Source organism: Erysipelatoclostridium sp. An173, from assembly GCF_002160495.1.
GTDB classification, from domain to species: Bacteria; Bacillota_I; Bacilli_A; order Erysipelotrichales; family Coprobacillaceae; genus Thomasclavelia; species Thomasclavelia merdavium.
On sequence record NZ_NFKR01000007.1, the window covers coordinates 62140 to 78168 of the forward strand.

A 16029-nucleotide genomic window follows, 5' to 3' on the forward strand; every position below is an offset into this window, starting at 1 on the left:
TAATAGTGATTTTTGTTTAAAAGTACAGATTATTATACAAACATGATATTAATATCTTGTGTCTGTATTTAGATATTTAAGGTGTCTATTTGATAGGATACATTAAGTTGCCATTAGATTTTAAAAACTACTTTTATCTAGTTTACTAAATAGTCTAACAATATCCTATGTATTTAATAACGTAATACTGATTATTTATTTTCTTCACTTCTATTGTTCCACCTAAGTCTCCAGGTATAGAATACCAGCCATTATATTTTATATTATAGTAAAAACTATTTTCATCTGTTTTATCAATATTTTTAGACTCTTCTATTTCTATAAAGAAAGATTTCCAACTATGTGTTTCATCATATATAAATTCAACAATAGCTTCTCTAGGTGTTTCATTATTTAAGCTTTCAAATAAATAATTTGTATATAACTTTAAACATAGGATTGCAATAATAACTATCAAAATACACTTAAAATATCTATTCTTTAATAAATTAATAAATTTTTCCATAAAAATCTTATCCTTACATGTAATTTACTTTTTTCATATTTTGATATTATGTCGGAGTATTTTAAAAACTGTAGTAGGGCTTTTTTATTATTAGTAAAGTAATTTTTTATCTAATGGACTAACTTTATGTCAATGAAATAAATACCTATTAACAGTAATATAATTTTTGATGTTTTGAAAACATTTTCTAATTACATTATATATTTGCAATCTGTTTATATCAACTCATATATAGATTATCTATACATGTATATAAAGAATACCACTATGTTAAGAAAAAAATTTAAGTTAGATATGCTTTTTTAAGTTATATTTTTATTTTATTTTTTTGAAGAATATGATTCTTTATATTTATAATATAAAATAATTCCTGCCAGCAAAGTTGTTATTCCATTTGATAAAATAATTGTTATATCATGAAGGATAAGACCATATGCAGTCCATAATATAACGCCAAGGACAAAAATAATATACATTCCTAAAGATATTCCAGAAACATCTTTTGTTTTTAAAACTTGCAAGACTTGTGGGATAAATGAAATTGTTGTAAGTAGTGCTCCTATTGGACCAATAAATTGAATCATATTCATGCCTCCTTTTTATTTATAAATCTTCTTACAAGAGTATTATAGATAAAAATTAAGTTAAAAAAAGGAAATTAGAATACAAAAAAAACAGTGCTACATACTTTTAAAGAAAATTACTTTAAAAGATGAAACACTGTAAACTAATATTCATATAATTGATCATGGAGCTGATATAAATTAATGGCAGTATCATAGTTGTTTTTGATGATTATTGAAATAAGAATATCAAAAATATATGAAACTGAAGTGTGGAAAAGAGAATCACGTAATTCAATAATATTTTCTTTATAGGTGCATAATAGACATACATCCACATTTTTTACAAACGGAGAATCTTTATTAGATGTAATTAAAATAACAAAGTGTCCTTTTTTTCGTAAGTTTTGAATCGCTTTTAACATATTTTTATTTTTGCCCATTCTAGAAATAACAATGATTACTGATTTTTCAATTAAAAACTCATATAATAATATTTTATCTATTGATTGATAAACATTTGATAATTTACCAGCTTGCATAATATTATGAGAAACATATTCACCAATTGATGCATTTGCATCTAGTGCAAAAATATTTATTTGATCAACATTTTTTATAGCTTGCTGAATTTTTTCTAAATCATCAATAGATAATCTATTTTTTGTTTCTAGTAGTACTTTTTCATGTAATGAAGAAACCTTATTAACAATAGATATCAGACTTTCTTTTTTCTCTACTTCAATTTCCTGATAACTATTTTCTTTTAAATCAGTTAATAAATGAATTTTAAAATCATTAAATCCCTGATAACCTAATTTACGAACAAAACGTACAATAATAGTTGCACTTGTATATGTTCCATTAGCTAATTGTCTTGTTGTCATTTTAAGAACTTCTTCACAGTGATTTAAAATGTAATCGGCAATTACTACTTCCCTTTCGGTAAAATTTACTTTTTGCTGTAATTTTTTAATAAGTTCCATGATATCACCTATTTATAATTTTAACATACCAGGATGCTTTATTTAATAAAAATTAAATTATCAAAAATATTTTCAGGTACAAAAAAGAAGAATAGATAACTATCATCTACTCTTCGTATTTTATTATTAATAATTTTCACACATTCTTTCAAAATATGCTTTTGGATATCCACATACTGGACAATTTTCAGGTGCTTCTTGACCTTCATAAATAAAACCACATTGACGACATTTCCATCCTTTAGGAGCATCACCTTTAAAAGTAGTACCATTTTTAAATGCTTCTAATAATTTTAAATAACGTCTTTCATGAGATTTTTCAACTTTAGCAACATATTCAAATTTAACTGCTAATTCTTCAAATCCTTCTTCACGAGCTTCTTTAGCCATTCTTACATACATATCTGTCCACTCATCATTTTCACCTTGAGCAGCAGTTTCTAAATTTTCGTCAGTACTTCCAATACCATGGAATTCATTGAACCACATCTTTGCATGTTGTTTTTCCTGGTTAGCAGTTTCTTCAAAAATAGCTGCGATTTGTTCGTATCCTTCTTCACGAGCAGCTTTAGCAAAATAAGTGTATTTGTTACGTGCCATTGATTCACCAGCAAATGCTTCCATTAGATTTTTTTCTGTTTTAGTCCCAGCATATTTATTACCACTGTTTTCATTAACAGCTTCAAATTTACTTTTAGGTGCTTTACAAACAGGGCAAACCCAGTTTTCATCTAATTCATTCCATTTTTTTTCTTGTGTTGCTTCATCATAAATAAAGCCACAAATTTTACATACGTATTTCATTTTTATCCTCCAAATTTCTTAAATAGTAATGATTACTATTTAATTATATACCTAATATTTTAAAAAGCAAGCAATAAGTTCTAAATGAATAAATAACTCATATAAATAATACGAAGAGAGGAGTTTAACATGGAAACAAAAAATATTTTACATGATATCGCTAAAAGATGCGATGGCGACATATATCTAGGGGTGGTGGGACCGGTACGAAGCGGGAAATCTTCTTTTATCAAGCGGTTTATGGAAATGGCGGTCATTCCATATATCGAAGATAAAGATGCTAAGTTAAGAGCTATTGATGAACTGCCCCAATCAGGCAAAGGAAAAATGATAATGACTGTAGAGCCGAAGTTTATTCCAAATCAGGCTATTGAAATGGTTATGGATGAAAACTTTAAAGTGAAGGTAAGGCTTGTTGATTGTGTCGGTTATGTTATTGATGGTGCTAAAGGATATCAGGATGAACAGGGAATCAGGTATGTAAAAACCCCTTGGTATTTAGAATCAATTCCTTTTGATCAAGCGGCTAAAATAGGAACTAAAAAGGTAATTCAAGATCATTCTACTATTGGAATAGTTATAACTAGTGATGGTAGTATATGTGATATTCCAGGTGCTAATTATAATGAGGCAACCGATGATATTATTGAAGAATTATTAGAAATAGATAAACCATTTATTGTCATTATTAATAGTCGAGATATTAATAGTGTAGCGTGTCGACAAGAATATAATCGTTTAACGGCAAAATATGATGTTCCAATCTTAACTATGGATGTTACTAGAATGGAAGAACCACAGATTGTATCTTTATTAAAAGAAGCATTATATGAATTTAAAATTAGTGAAGTACGGATAGAAGTACCAAAATGGTTAGCAATGTTATCAAATAATCACTGGTTAAAACAAACGTTAGATAATTCTTTAAAAGAATCATTACAGTCAATTAAGAAATTTAAAGATGTTGAACGAATTGGCGATACTATAAGTGAATATGATTTTGTTGATAAAGCTTATTTAACGGGAATTGATACTACAACATCGAGTGCAACTTTGAAAATTGAAGAAAGAAGTGGGCTCTATAATGAAATATTAGAAGAAATAATTGGTGATAAAGGATTTGATCAAGCAACGTTTTTAACTTTTATTCAAGAACTAGTTGATATTAAAAATGAATATGAAGGTTTTTCGAGTGCTATTAGGATGGTTAAACAGACTGGTTATGGTTATGCGATTCCAAAATTGGATGAAATTGAACTCAGTGAACCAGAGTTAATTAAACAAGGACCACGATTTGGAATTAAGTTGGTTTCTAAAGCGGGAACAACTTATATGATCAAAGTTGATATTGAAAGTACTTTTGAACCAATTATTGGATCGAAAGAACAGGCAGAAGCCTTCATTGATTATTTAAATTCTAATGGTGATGATAAACAGGCAATTTTCAATTGTGATGTGTTTGGTAGAAAGTTAGGTGATTTGATCGAAGAAGGTATGTATTTTAAATTAAATGCTATTCCTGAAAATGCAAGTATGAGAATCCATGATATTTTATCAAAAATTGTAAACAAGGGTAAAAGTAATGTTATTGCTATTGTTTTATAAGGATTAATAAAAAACCGTGAAATTAAGCCGTAAAAATGGTAAATTATGGTAATGTTCAAAAAGGTAAATATTGCTTCTAAAATAGCTTGAAATCGGCACTTTTTAATGTTATACTTTCGTGGTATTAGATTTTTGGAGGTAGTTATGAATAAAAGAGAATTAGTTGAAACAGTATCTAAAGAAAGAAACTTAACTAAAAAAGATGCAGAACTTTTAGTCGACACTGTTTTTAATACAATTTCACGTAGTGTCATCGAAGGAGATAAAGTATTAATCTCTGGATTTGGTACATTTAAAGTTAATGATCGTAAGGCTCGTAAAGGAATCTCGCCAAAAACTCAAGAAGAAATGGTAATTCCTGCTAGTAAAACAGTTACATTTAAACCTAGCAGCCGTTTGAAAGATGCAATGAATTAATTCATTGCATTTTATTTTCTTCATAATCAGTTAACAATATAGTGTATAATAATACTAAAAGGAGAGTGAGAATATGCCATTTTATTATTTCCCAATGAGCAGAGCTTACTTAATAGGTTATTTATTAGTAATCATTGGCTCTTTGATAATGATTTATGCTCAAATAAAAGTTAATAGTGCTTACAGTAAATATTCTAAAATTCCTAACAGTCGCCATATGACTGGGGCGATGGTAGCTAGAGAAATTTTGGATCGTAATGGTTTGCAAGATGTTAGAATCAATGCTGTTGGTGGAAAGCTATCAGATCATTATAATCCTCGTAATCGAACAATTAATTTATCACGAGGCATTTATGATGGTACTTCAATAGCTGCATTAGCTGTTGCAAGTCATGAATGTGGTCATGCGATTCAACATTTAGTGGGATATAAACCATTAGTTATTAGAAATGGGATTTTACCACTATGTAATGTGGGACAATATCTAGGATGGATTGCAGTAATTGTTGGTTTAATTTTTGGAAATAGTAATATTGCTTGGCTGGGAGTTATTTTAATGTCTGGTATCTTATTATTTCAGATAATTACTTTGCCGGTAGAATTTGATGCTTCATCAAGAGCTTTAGGAATTCTAAAAGCAAATTACTTAACTACTGATGAATATAGCGGTGCTAGATCAATGCTGTCGGCAGCAGCATTTACTTATGTAGCGGCAATGCTTTCAACTGTATTATCATTACTTAGAATTGTATTGATTGTAGCTGGAAATGATCGTGATTAAAATCTCAAAATTCATTTGAGATTTTTTCTTTTATCTTGAGTAAATTGATAGTATAATGATAAACGAAGAAAGTTGGTGTGATTTTGAAATTTTTACGAAAAAATCGTTTTAATATATTTATTGTTTTTTTAATTTTACTATTTATTTTTGTTAGTTATTTTATGTTATGGGTGCACTTACCATATTCGCAAAATCAAAATGCTATTAAGCGGGTTGAAAATCAAATTGTTCAAGCTAATGAGTATAGTGATGTTGAATATTTTGATCGTTATGATAGTGATAAAAGCTATTATATTATTCATGCAACAAAAGATGATAAAAAACAATATGCAGTTTTTGATGATAAAGCTAAATTTATTAAATCTTATAGTGAAGATGTAGTGGATCAGCAAGTATGTATTGACGATTTTATCAATAGATATAATGTTGAACCTGATAAAGTTACCATTGGCTATGAAAATGAAATTTTTGTTTATAGTTTGATGTATCAAGGAAAGGATTCATTGATTTATGCTTTTTATGGAATTGATACTGGCGATTTTGTAAAAGCATATCGTATTGATAATGGTTAGTAGTATGTTAAAGAGTTTGGTTTCAAGTAAATGTATTAATTTTGAACGATTGCTTGTTTTAAAAGCAAAGGAATTAGGGCTTGATGGAAATGAGTGTCATATTTTGTTATTAATATATGCTTTAAAAGAAGCTAGTGTTCGCTTGATAACACCGGCGATGTTACAGAATTACTCTTTATTATCAACTCATGATTTAAATAAGGTTTTACAAAGTTTATTAAGTAAAAAGTTTATTTATAATCGTTCTGGAGCAATTAGTTTAAATCATTTAGAAGAAAGATTGTTACTGGAAAAAAATGAAGAGGAACCAGAAGAACCAATCAGTTTAGTTTCTATTTTCGAAGAACAGTTCGGACGGGCATTATCACCTATTGAATTGAATATTTTAAGAGAATGGAAAGAGAGTAATTATGATGATGAAATGATCGTTAAAGCTTTAAAAGAGGCTGTTAAAAGCCAAGTATTAAATTTTAGATATATAGAAGGGATACTTCATAATTGGGCTAAAAATGGGGTTAAACCCCGTTATGTTGAAAGTGAAGAACCACAACGAAGTGTACCAATAAGTGAATATAAGTGGTGGGAAGATGAATAAAGAAAAGACAAATAGAGTATTAGAATATTTTAATGAATTGTTTCCTGATGCTTATTGTGAATTGAATCATGAAACAGATTTTCAATTATTAGTTGCCGTAATGCTTTCGGCACAAACTACTGATAAAAAAGTCAATCAGCTAACGGAATCTTTATTTAAGAAATATCCAGATGTTTATACAATGGCAAATGCCAATTTGAGTGTATTACAAGAAGATATAAAAACAATTGGTTTATACCGCAATAAGGCTAAAAATCTTTTAGCGATGGCAAAGACATTAATTGAAAAGTTTGATGGAAAGGTACCAAGTGATCAAAAGCAGTTGGAAAGTCTACCTGGAGTTGGACGAAAGACAGCAAATGTAGTTCGTTCAGTTGCTTTTGATATTCCAGCTTTTGCAGTCGATACACATGTTGAAAGAATTTCGAAACGGTTAGGTTTTGCTAAAAAAGATGATAGTGTATTAACAGTTGAAAAGAAATTGTGTCGTTCTATTCCTCGAAATTACTGGAATAAAGCTCACCACCAATTTATTTTCTTTGGTCGTTATTTTTGTAAAGCTACTAATCCTAATTGCAATGAATGTAAACTATCGGATATGTGTAAAGATCCAATAAAAAAGAAATATCTTGATAATATAAAAAAATAATTGTAACAAAACAATTATTTCTTACTTAAAAACCTCTAAAGAATATTCTTTAGAGGTTTTATATTATCCACTTACTGTAAATGTAGTAGATCGATTAACACTATTTGTACCATTACTTTCAGTTACTCTTACTGTATAAGTGAAACCAGAATCTAAAGTAAATTCTCTAGTAGCACTACCTGTAAAAGTAATTGGATCAAGAATAGATTCTCCTGTAGAACTCAAAAATTGAATTGTAATAGTATTACTTTCATTTTGAGCGTGTACATTTATAGCAATTGATGTACCAGAAATAGTAGATCCATTAGAAACGGTGCTACCATTACTTGTTATTGTATAACTAACATCATCTAGTTGTGAAGTATTAACGTTGATAGTTCTTTCTACTTTATTAGAAGTTACTTCTAATTCAGCATATTTATAATAACCGACAACTCGAACATTACCAGTAGGTTTATAATTAATAGTTCCCGTATTATTTGATAATGTTTCAGTATGAACTAATTGATTTGATTCATCATATACTTCTACAACATAGACCACAGTTCCATAAGTAGTACCTGATGAAGTATCATAAGCTCCAAAAGATACATTTATTGTTCCACTGCTATTAAGTGTGGCTTCAAATGAATTTAAATTATTAATTGTTGCTTCAGCGGCGGTTGATGTAGGACCTTTTCCTTTTTTTGCCCAGCATGTAATTACACTGCTTGCAGGAGTACTAGAGCTTGGACTTTGATAAGGATATACTCCAGCGACAATTTGAATTTGTTCAACACTGTCAGGTTGATCTGGATATGATTTCTTTTCAGTAGTGTTATCTTCTAAATATTCTAATAAATCTCCAACAACTTTACCAGGATAAGCACGATATCTACTAGTGTTTTTACCCTCTTTTAATGCTTGAGATTCAAATCCCATCCAAACTGAGCATGTATAATCAGGAGTATAAGCTGTCATCCATAAGTCTTTACTAGCACCACTTTCAGTATTTGAAGTACCAGTTTTAGCTCCGACATTATCAATACCAGATAAATAAGCATAGCTTCCAGAACCACTGCTTGAATAACTTAGCATTGTCTCTCTAATCATAAATGATACATCTTCACCAAGGCTTTGAGTAGCATTATCTTGAATGTCTTGATCAACATTAACAGTTTCATTTTTATCAACGATTTCTACATAATTAATAGTATGTGATTCAATATATATACCATTATTAGCAACTGTAGCATAGGCACCTGCTAATTCTACTGGACTAACACCTTTGGCCCATCCACCAATTGCATATGGCAATTGAATACCATTTTCTTCTTCATATGACATATCAATTCCTAATGATTTCATATCTTCAATAACGGCATCTTCACTAGCACTATCTAAAACTTGTTCAAATGTTGAAATGGCTGGAATATTCCATGAATTTACTAATGCCTCAGAAATAGTCATTGAACCATGGAAGCTTCCATCCCAGTTTTTAGGTGTCCATGAATTGCTGCCATGAGAATTAAAAGTAGTTTCTTTATCTTCGACAGTATGACCAGTACACCAATCTAAATATTTATAAGCTAAACCATAATCTAAAATTGGTTTCATTGATGAACCAGGCTGTTGTTTTACAGTTGCTTTATTTAAGTCACCAGATTTATAGTTACGACCACCAATTACAGCAACAATACGACCATCTTGAGTTGATTGAACACTACCGGCCATTTGTAAATCTTCATCAGTGTAATCATAAGTTTCACCATTAGCCATTTGTGTAGCCATTCTTTGTAAATCCTGATTACAATATGTATAAATATTCATTTGTGTTTCTGCAGGATTCATACCTGTTTTTTCAATTACTTCTTCGGTTACTAAATCAACATAAGCTGCTAGTGAACTATCAGAAGTTGTACTGCTTTGAGATAACATATTTTCAACTTTAACTTGTTTTGCAAGATCGCATTCTTCTTGAGTAATATAGCCATGTTGAACCATTAAATTTAAAACTACATTACGACGAGAAGTTGCAGCTTCAAGGTTGTAGTATGGATCATAGCGAGAAGGTGAGTTTAATGTTCCAGCTAATAAAGCAGCTTCTGGTAAAGTTAGTTGAGAAACATCTTTATTGAAATAATATTTACTAGCTGCTGCTACTCCAATTGAACTAGTACTACGACCAAAATAAATCTTGTTTAAATATAAAGTGATAATTTCTTCTTTACTTATTTCTTTAGTAGCCTGAATAGCAAGAATTACTTCGCTTAACTTACGGGTATAAGTTCTTTCAGCATCAGGAAAATATGATTGCTTAATTACTTGTTGAGTGATAGTAGAACCACCACCTGTAATTCTTAATGAGGCTAAGTTTGTAATAAATGTTTTTGCAATACGTGGTAAATCAAAACCATCGTGTTCAAAAAATCTAGAGTCTTCAGCTGATACAACCGCATCAATTAATACTTGTGGTAATTCTTCATATGTGACGTTTTCACGTTTACCATTTTCATCACTACCATAAGTATACATTAATTCACCGTTGGCATCATAAATTTTACTTGCTTCTCCCGAAAGTAAACGTTCAGCTGAAAAGTCTTCAGTTTCTTTATAAACTGACCAGGCAAAGAAACACCCCATACCTAAACAAATAATTATAAAGACAATTATTAGTGATACGAGAACTTTTTTCCAGTTAAGTTGGCTTTTCTTTTTGTTTTTTTTCTTAGTTCTTGTAAGGCTATCTGTCATTTTCGAGACCTCCTAAATAGTATTGATCAATAATCTTTAAATAATTTAATCGTGGATTATAGCCACTTTCAATTAAATGTCCTTTTTCTTTAATTGTCTGATAGGACATTGATTTTTGATCAGCGCGATAATATGCTTCAATTACATAAGAAGCATCAATTAAGTATACCTCATTTAGATGTGTAAAAGCAATAATAACAAAAGCAATTCCTTGATGTTTAATTATACTTTTCAAATGTTCAATTTGATGGACACTAATATTTGTAAAAGGAAAATTCATTCGTTTCGTTTCTTTTGCTTCAAAATCAAGATACCTTCCTTTATAGATTCCATTATAATCAGTTGTTGAAGGGGTTTTAAAATAAGCTTCAACTATTCGTGCTGCTGATCTTTTAGGATAATCTACCTTAACAATTTGAATAGGAGTTGGCTTTTTATGAATATTTGCAATTCCATTAGCTAAATAATATTTATTAGTCATATTCAAATCTTCTTCTAAATTCATACCCCGATGGCGGGTATTTAGCTTACCATCAATTAATTTAGTTTGATGAACAGTTGTTTTTTTCAAATTTGGATAATTAACCATAGTTTCTCCTTCTATTACTTTACTAGGCTATTATACCATATATCTGTAAAAATATCATAATATCTTCTAAGATTATAAAACATTGTTAATTTATGAGAAATATCAAAGAATATGTTAATAATCGATTACCTACTTGCATTTAAAAGATTTTTTTGTTTCAATATAATATATAATATGATAAAGGAGTTGATAGACTTGGAAAGAAAAGTAGTACTAAGTCCTAAAAAAATTGTTGATAAAGAATTTAAAGTGGATTTTAAAGGATATAATGCTGAAGAGGTTGATCATTTTCTAGATTTAGTTGTAAAAGACTATGAGGCTTTTGCAGCAATGTTAAATGCTTCTTATGATCGAATTGATCAATTAGAAAGAAGAATAAGTGAACAAAAAGTAAAAATTGCAAAACTTGAACGCGAAAAAACATTACAAGATGATAATATCCATGCAATGGAAGAAAATTTATCTACTAATGTTGATATTTTAAAAAGATTATCTTTATTAGAAAAAGCTGTTTTTGGAAAAAAATAGAAGAAATAGAAGGCTAAATGATCATCATGATTTATTTAGCTTTTTTAATATTTATCATTTTAAAACTTGTTTTATTAAAAAAAATATGTAAAATAGTAGTGACTCATAGAAAACGATTGCTGTAATACAGAGGAAAGTCCAGGCTTCCACAAGCTGCGATGCTTGTAGTGTTTGTACGTAACGAATAAATAAGTTACGGTAGCGTGAGCTAACGACAAGCCTAAGACCTAAACAATTTTATTGCATGGTTGATAAGCTATAAAGTGCCACAGAAACAATTCTAGTTGAAAAACTAGCTGAAAAGAGGTAAACTCTGCAAGGAAGAAACCCAAATTTGGTAGGGGAATCGTCTTGAGGGAAATGAACTAAAAGACGGATGCTTAAAGCATAGATAAATAATCGTTTGAAAAACAGAACTTGGCTTACAAAGTGAGTCTTAATTAGCTGATTTTTCAGCTTTTTTTTATTTGTCTAAATTTTACTACTAGTTTATAATAGAATAAAGAGGTATGTAAAATGGACAGACATGATGAAACAAAATATATTTTTGCACAAGCAATCAAAGACTTAATTAAAGTTGTTCCTTTAGATAAAATTGCTGTTACTGATATTGTAACTAGAAGTGGAATGACTAGACAAACTTTTTATCGCTATTTTAAAGATAAATATGATCTAGTTAACTGGTATTTTGAAAAACTAGTGTTACAATCATTTCGTCAAATGGGTAACGGATGTTCTTTACAAGAAGCTTTACAATTAAAGTTTGCTTTTATTAACAGCGAACATTCTTTTTTTAAAGAAGCATTTAAGTCTAATGATTATAATAATTTAGTAAATTATGATTTTAACTGTATTTATGAGTTTTATAAAGGGATAATTGAAAAGAATCTTAATCATAGTGTTGATGATGATTTAGACTTTTTATTAAAAATGTATTGCAAGGGATCGATTGATATGACTGTTGATTGGGTATTAAATGATATGCCAATTAGTATTGAAAAAATTGTTAGTTTATTAATTGAAGCTTTGCCAAAACGATTAGAACCATTTATTTTAATAGTAAATTCATAATATTTGAGCAACAGAAAACTGTTGCTTTTTATTTTTAATTATGGATTGACTTTTTATTTAATCAAGACTATACTATGAAAAGGTTTACAAGTAAATTATATACAAGTAAACTAAATTAGGTGGTGACATATGACAACAAATTTAGAAACAATGTTGAACTATTTTACTCAAATAAGAAGATATTATGCTAATGAGCTAAATAAACGCTTGAAAGATATTAATTTATCGCCCAATGAAATTTCTATTTTAATTTTACTATCAAATAATCACTTTATTACTACTAGTAGCCAGCTGGTTGTATTGCTTGGCGTTTCTAAAGGATTAATAAGTAGAAGCATTGATGCACTAGTAAAAAAAGAGCTAATTGAATGTAAAAGAGATAGTGAAGATAAAAGAGTAGTGCATCTTTATTTAACTGATAAAGCAGATGAGGTAAGTAAAGTATTACAATTAGAAATAGAGAAAATTAATACAGAAATTTTAGATGATATTCCAGAAGAAAGAATAAAAATTATGGAAGAAACGATGATTGATATTGCAAATGCGTTTAAAAGTAAAAATGATGAATCTGAATTTAAATAATTAGGATTTATTGTTGAAAGGTGGGTATGTTTTATGAAATTAAAAATGTCTAAAGAGGTCGATCTTGGAAAAGAGCCAGTTAAACATTTATTATTTATTTTAGCAGTTCCAGCAATTACCTCACAAGTAGTAAATGCTTTATATAATATGGTTGATCGTATGTATATTGGTCATATACCAAACATTGGTTCTGCTGCTTTAACAGGTGTTGGGGTTTGTTTTCCGATTATTATGATTGTTTCTGCTTTTGCTTATTTATTAGGTATGGGTGGTGCTCCTAGAGCTAGTATCTATATGGGAAAAAAAGATAATTCAACAGCAGAAAAAATATTAGGAAATTGTTTTACAGCGTTAGTTATTGTTGCAATTTTATTAACAGCAATTGTATTAGTTTTTAAAGAACCGTTGTTATATCTTTTTGGAGCTAGTAAGAATACTATTCCTTATGCTCTTGAATATATTACTATTTATGCAATAGGAACAATATTTGTTCAATTAACATTAGGTTTAAATTCATTTATTTCGGCACAAGGTTTTTCAAAAATTAGTATGCTTACAGTTATTATTGGTGCGGTAACTAATATTATCTTAGATCCAATTTTGATTTTTGGTTTTGATATGGGAGTAAAAGGTGCAGCTGTTGCTACCGTATTATCTCAAGCTTTAAGTGCTGTTTGGGCAATCTGGTTTTTATCAGGTAAAAATACAATTTTAAAATTGAAAAAAGAAAACTTAAAAATAGATATGCATATTTTAGCACCATGTATTGCATTAGGAATCGCTCCGTTTGTAATGCAAGCAACAGAAAGTATTTTAGTGTTATGCTTTAACTCATCATTATTAAAATATGGTGGCGACTTAGCTGTTGGTGCGATGACTATTTTATCAAGTATTATGCAATTTGCGATGTTACCATTACAAGGATTAACTCAAGGTGGTCAACCAATTATTAGTTATAACTATGGTGCTAATAATGCTAGTAGAGTTAAAGAAGCTTTCAAATTGCAAACTATTTCTTGTTTTACTTATTCATCTATATTATGGGCTTTAGTAATGTTAGTACCATCATTATTTGTTTCTATTTTTACAAGTGATCCACAATTAATGGAAATTACAAAATGGGCATTAAGAATTTATATGGCAGGAGTATTATTGATGGGAATTCAAGTTTCTTGTCAACAATCATTCATTGCTTTTGGTAATTCTAAAAAAAGTGCATTTTTGGCAATATTTAGAAAAATTATTGTTTTAATTCCACTTATTTATATTTTACCATTATTTATTGAAGATCAAGTTTTCGCAGTATTTTTAGCTGAACCAATTGCAGATACTATTGCGGTGTTAACTACTACAATAATGTTCTATTTTGAATTTAAAAATATGATGAAAAAGATGAATGAAAGTAAATAACTGATTTTATAAATAAAGTGATAGTTAAAAAAGCTATCACTTATTTTTTGCATTTAGACCAGCTTTGTTATAATAAAAACCCCACCAATCTACGGAGGTGGGATTTTTATTAAATTCTGTTTTATTGTTATAATAATGATTTATATAATTCTTTGATTTCTTCAACACTAGTGTCTCTTGGGTTACCTGGACAACAAGCATCAGCTAGAGCAGATTCACTTAAGAAATCTAAGTCTTCAACTTTTACGATATCTTTTAAGTCAGTTGGGATACCAACATCTTGAGATAATTTTTTAACTGCATCAACAGCGGCTTTTCGGTATTCTTCTTGTGACATACCAGTTGTATCAACACCCATAGCTTCTGCGATATCTTTATATTTTTCACCAGTATATTCAGCATTATATTCCATAACTGTTGGTAAGATAATTGCGTTTGCTACACCATGAGGAGTATCATATAAAGCTCCAAGTGGGTGAGCCATTGAGTGAACTAAACCTAAACCTACATTAGAGAATCCCATACCTGCAACATATTGTCCTAAAGCCATACCTTCTCTACCTTCAGGAGTATTATCTACAGCACCTCTTAATGATCTAGAAATAATTTCAATTGCTTTTAAATGGAACATATCAGATAATTCCCAAGCACCTTTAGTAATATAACCTTCAATAGCATGAGTTAAAGCATCCATACCTGTTGCTGCTGTTAAACCTTTTGGCATAGTTGACATCATATCTGGATCAACAAAAGCAACTACTGGAATATCATGAACATCTACACAAACCATTTTTCTATCTTTTTGAGCATCTGTGATTACGTAGTTGATAGTAACTTCAGCAGCTGTTCCTGCAGTAGTAGGTACTGCGAAGATAGGAGTACATGGGTTTTTAGTATCTGCAACACCTTCTAAGCTTCTAACATCACTAAATTCTGGGTTTCTATCAATAATACCAACAGCTTTTGCAGTATCCATTGAAGATCCTCCACCGATTGCAATAATGTAATCAGCTTTAGCGTTGTGTAATGCTTCTACTCCGTGTTGTACATTTTCGATTGTTGGATTTGCTTTAATATCTGAATAAACTTCATAAGCTAATCCAGCTTCATCTAATAAATCAGTAACTTTTTTGGTAACACCAAATTTAATTAAATCAGGATCTGAACAAACTAATGCTTTTTTAAATCCTCTTGCTTTTGCTTCGTTAGGAATTTCATTAATTGCTCCTTTTCCATGATAACTTGTTTCGTTTAATACAAATCTGTTTGCCATATTTTTAAGTCTCCTCCTTTGTTTTAACTGTCTATATTTTATCATTCTTGTGAAAATAAAAACAAGTTACAAATGTAAGCGTTTGTAACATTTAACTAAATACTTAAATTTGTTAATGACTTATGTTTTTAACAAATTTTTGTGGTTTATATATTTTTTTAAGAAAATAGTTAAAAATATTATTTTTAGATAATAAAAAAATTTTTCTAAAAAAACTTGTTATTAGTACATCAAAAGTTTATATTTATAAGGTAAAATAAAATAGTAATAAAGATGTATATTAAAATAAATCTTTCATAAAATAAATGTGATTAGGTTATTGTCATAAGTAAGAATTATGATATAATTTATTTGTTTATTAAAGAC

The 16029-nt window shown here is 29.1% G+C and carries 17 protein-coding genes and 1 other RNA gene; 11 read left to right on the plus strand and 7 right to left on the minus strand.

Annotated elements, in window-relative coordinates; genetic code table 11:
- Positions 1-154: 154 nt before the first annotated feature.
- The 4 genes from B5F09_RS04805 to rbr all read right to left on the minus strand — a co-directional run bounded on the left by B5F09_RS04805 (position 155) and on the right by rbr (position 2858).
- A complete protein-coding gene (locus B5F09_RS04805; protein ID WP_087372170.1) occupies positions 155-505 on the minus strand; it encodes a hypothetical protein in 351 nt (116 codons plus the stop codon).
- Between the two features lie 320 nt (positions 506-825).
- The gene (locus B5F09_RS04810) at positions 826-1089 is read right to left on the minus strand and encodes a SemiSWEET transporter (RefSeq protein ID WP_204215224.1); all 264 of its coding nucleotides are present in this window, start codon (positions 1087-1089) and stop codon (positions 826-828) included.
- Positions 1090-1232: 143 nt separating this feature from the next.
- Entirely contained in the window at positions 1233-2054 is an 822-nt protein-coding gene (locus B5F09_RS04815; RefSeq protein WP_087372173.1) for a MurR/RpiR family transcriptional regulator, read from the minus strand.
- 126 nt (positions 2055-2180) lie between these two features.
- Complete coding sequence (rbr, locus tag B5F09_RS04820; RefSeq protein WP_087301090.1) at positions 2181-2858, minus strand: rubrerythrin; 678 nt, start codon at positions 2856-2858, stop codon at positions 2181-2183.
- 129 nt (positions 2859-2987) lie between these two features.
- Here rbr and spoIVA point away from each other — a divergent pair, with 129 nt between their 5' ends.
- The 6 genes from spoIVA to nth all read left to right on the plus strand — a co-directional run bounded on the left by spoIVA (position 2988) and on the right by nth (position 7477).
- Positions 2988-4463, plus strand: a complete 1476-nt coding sequence (gene spoIVA, locus B5F09_RS04825) for a stage IV sporulation protein A (RefSeq protein ID WP_087301087.1) — start codon at positions 2988-2990, stop codon at positions 4461-4463.
- A 144-nt stretch (positions 4464-4607) separates the two neighbouring features.
- Positions 4608-4880 (plus strand): HU family DNA-binding protein, encoded by a 273-nt coding sequence (locus B5F09_RS04830; RefSeq protein ID WP_087301084.1) that lies wholly within the window; start codon positions 4608-4610, stop codon positions 4878-4880.
- A gap of 73 nt (positions 4881-4953) precedes the next feature.
- Positions 4954-5661 (plus strand): zinc metallopeptidase, encoded by a 708-nt coding sequence (locus B5F09_RS04835; RefSeq protein ID WP_087301081.1) that lies wholly within the window; start codon positions 4954-4956, stop codon positions 5659-5661.
- A 77-nt stretch (positions 5662-5738) separates the two neighbouring features.
- A complete protein-coding gene (locus B5F09_RS04840; protein ID WP_239404250.1) occupies positions 5739-6233 on the plus strand; it encodes a hypothetical protein in 495 nt (164 codons plus the stop codon).
- Between the two features lie 4 nt (positions 6234-6237).
- Positions 6238-6828 (plus strand): DnaD domain-containing protein, encoded by a 591-nt coding sequence (locus B5F09_RS04845; protein WP_087372219.1) that lies wholly within the window; start codon positions 6238-6240, stop codon positions 6826-6828.
- On the plus strand, positions 6821-7477 hold the full coding sequence (nth, locus tag B5F09_RS04850) for an endonuclease III (protein WP_087301076.1): 657 nt from the start codon (positions 6821-6823) through the stop codon (positions 7475-7477). Before B5F09_RS04845 ends, nth begins: the two co-directional genes overlap by 8 nt.
- Positions 7478-7540: 63 nt before the next feature.
- On the opposite strand, the gene B5F09_RS04855 is transcribed toward nth, so the two are convergent.
- Positions 7541-10210 carry a transglycosylase domain-containing protein gene (locus tag B5F09_RS04855; protein ID WP_087372175.1) on the minus strand — a complete coding sequence of 890 codons (2670 nt, stop codon included), beginning with the start codon at positions 10208-10210 and terminating at the stop codon, positions 7541-7543.
- Positions 10200-10799 carry a Holliday junction resolvase RecU gene (gene recU, locus B5F09_RS04860; protein ID WP_087301066.1) on the minus strand — a complete coding sequence of 200 codons (600 nt, stop codon included), beginning with the start codon at positions 10797-10799 and terminating at the stop codon, positions 10200-10202. Before recU ends, B5F09_RS04855 begins: the two co-directional genes overlap by 11 nt.
- Positions 10800-10994: 195 nt before the next feature.
- Here recU and gpsB point away from each other — a divergent pair, with 195 nt between their 5' ends.
- The 5 genes from gpsB (at position 10995) to B5F09_RS04885 (ending at position 14390) form a co-directional block, all read left to right on the plus strand.
- Positions 10995-11327 carry a cell division regulator GpsB gene (gene gpsB / locus B5F09_RS04865; RefSeq protein ID WP_239404252.1) on the plus strand — a complete coding sequence of 111 codons (333 nt, stop codon included), beginning with the start codon at positions 10995-10997 and terminating at the stop codon, positions 11325-11327.
- A 104-nt stretch (positions 11328-11431) separates the two neighbouring features.
- Positions 11432-11757, plus strand: an RNA gene (rnpB, locus tag B5F09_RS04870) — RNase P RNA component class B.
- A gap of 86 nt (positions 11758-11843) precedes the next feature.
- A complete protein-coding gene (locus tag B5F09_RS04875; RefSeq protein WP_087301061.1) occupies positions 11844-12398 on the plus strand; it encodes a TetR/AcrR family transcriptional regulator C-terminal domain-containing protein in 555 nt (184 codons plus the stop codon).
- A gap of 129 nt (positions 12399-12527) precedes the next feature.
- On the plus strand, positions 12528-12980 hold the full coding sequence (locus tag B5F09_RS04880; protein ID WP_087301059.1) for a MarR family winged helix-turn-helix transcriptional regulator: 453 nt from the start codon (positions 12528-12530) through the stop codon (positions 12978-12980).
- Between the two features lie 33 nt (positions 12981-13013).
- Entirely contained in the window at positions 13014-14390 is a 1377-nt protein-coding gene (locus B5F09_RS04885; RefSeq protein ID WP_087372179.1) for an MATE family efflux transporter, read from the plus strand.
- Between the two features lie 127 nt (positions 14391-14517).
- Here the strand turns inward: B5F09_RS04885 and fucO are convergent, their stop codons facing one another.
- The gene (gene fucO, locus B5F09_RS04890) at positions 14518-15663 is read right to left on the minus strand and encodes a lactaldehyde reductase (RefSeq protein ID WP_087301053.1); all 1146 of its coding nucleotides are present in this window, start codon (positions 15661-15663) and stop codon (positions 14518-14520) included.
- Positions 15664-16029: the final 366 nt, after the last annotated feature.

Bases quoted from the DNA above. Each gene is read 5' to 3' on its own strand.
- B5F09_RS04835 (WP_087301081.1), top strand. From the start codon at position 4,954: ATGCCATTTTATTATTTCCCAATGAGCAGAGCTTACTTAATAGGTTAT.
- nth (WP_087301076.1), top strand. From the start codon at position 6,821: ATGAATAAAGAAAAGACAAATAGAGTATTAGAATATTTTAATGAATTG.
- B5F09_RS04875 (WP_087301061.1), top strand. From the start codon at position 11,844: ATGGACAGACATGATGAAACAAAATATATTTTTGCACAAGCAATCAAA.
- B5F09_RS04815 (WP_087372173.1), bottom strand. From the start codon at position 2,054: ATGGAACTTATTAAAAAATTACAGCAAAAAGTAAATTTTACCGAAAGG.
- B5F09_RS04805 (WP_087372170.1), bottom strand. From the start codon at position 505: ATGGAAAAATTTATTAATTTATTAAAGAATAGATATTTTAAGTGTATT.
- B5F09_RS04855 (WP_087372175.1), bottom strand. From the start codon at position 10,210: ATGACAGATAGCCTTACAAGAACTAAGAAAAAAAACAAAAAGAAAAGC.
- rbr (WP_087301090.1), bottom strand. From the start codon at position 2,858: ATGAAATACGTATGTAAAATTTGTGGCTTTATTTATGATGAAGCAACA.
- recU (WP_087301066.1), bottom strand. From the start codon at position 10,799: ATGGTTAATTATCCAAATTTGAAAAAAACAACTGTTCATCAAACTAAA.
- B5F09_RS04880 (WP_087301059.1), top strand. From the start codon at position 12,528: ATGACAACAAATTTAGAAACAATGTTGAACTATTTTACTCAAATAAGA.
- B5F09_RS04830 (WP_087301084.1), top strand. From the start codon at position 4,608: ATGAATAAAAGAGAATTAGTTGAAACAGTATCTAAAGAAAGAAACTTA.
- spoIVA (WP_087301087.1), top strand. From the start codon at position 2,988: ATGGAAACAAAAAATATTTTACATGATATCGCTAAAAGATGCGATGGC.
- B5F09_RS04810 (WP_204215224.1), bottom strand. From the start codon at position 1,089: ATGATTCAATTTATTGGTCCAATAGGAGCACTACTTACAACAATTTCA.
- B5F09_RS04885 (WP_087372179.1), top strand. From the start codon at position 13,014: ATGAAATTAAAAATGTCTAAAGAGGTCGATCTTGGAAAAGAGCCAGTT.
- B5F09_RS04845 (WP_087372219.1), top strand. From the start codon at position 6,238: ATGTTAAAGAGTTTGGTTTCAAGTAAATGTATTAATTTTGAACGATTG.
- fucO (WP_087301053.1), bottom strand. From the start codon at position 15,663: ATGGCAAACAGATTTGTATTAAACGAAACAAGTTATCATGGAAAAGGA.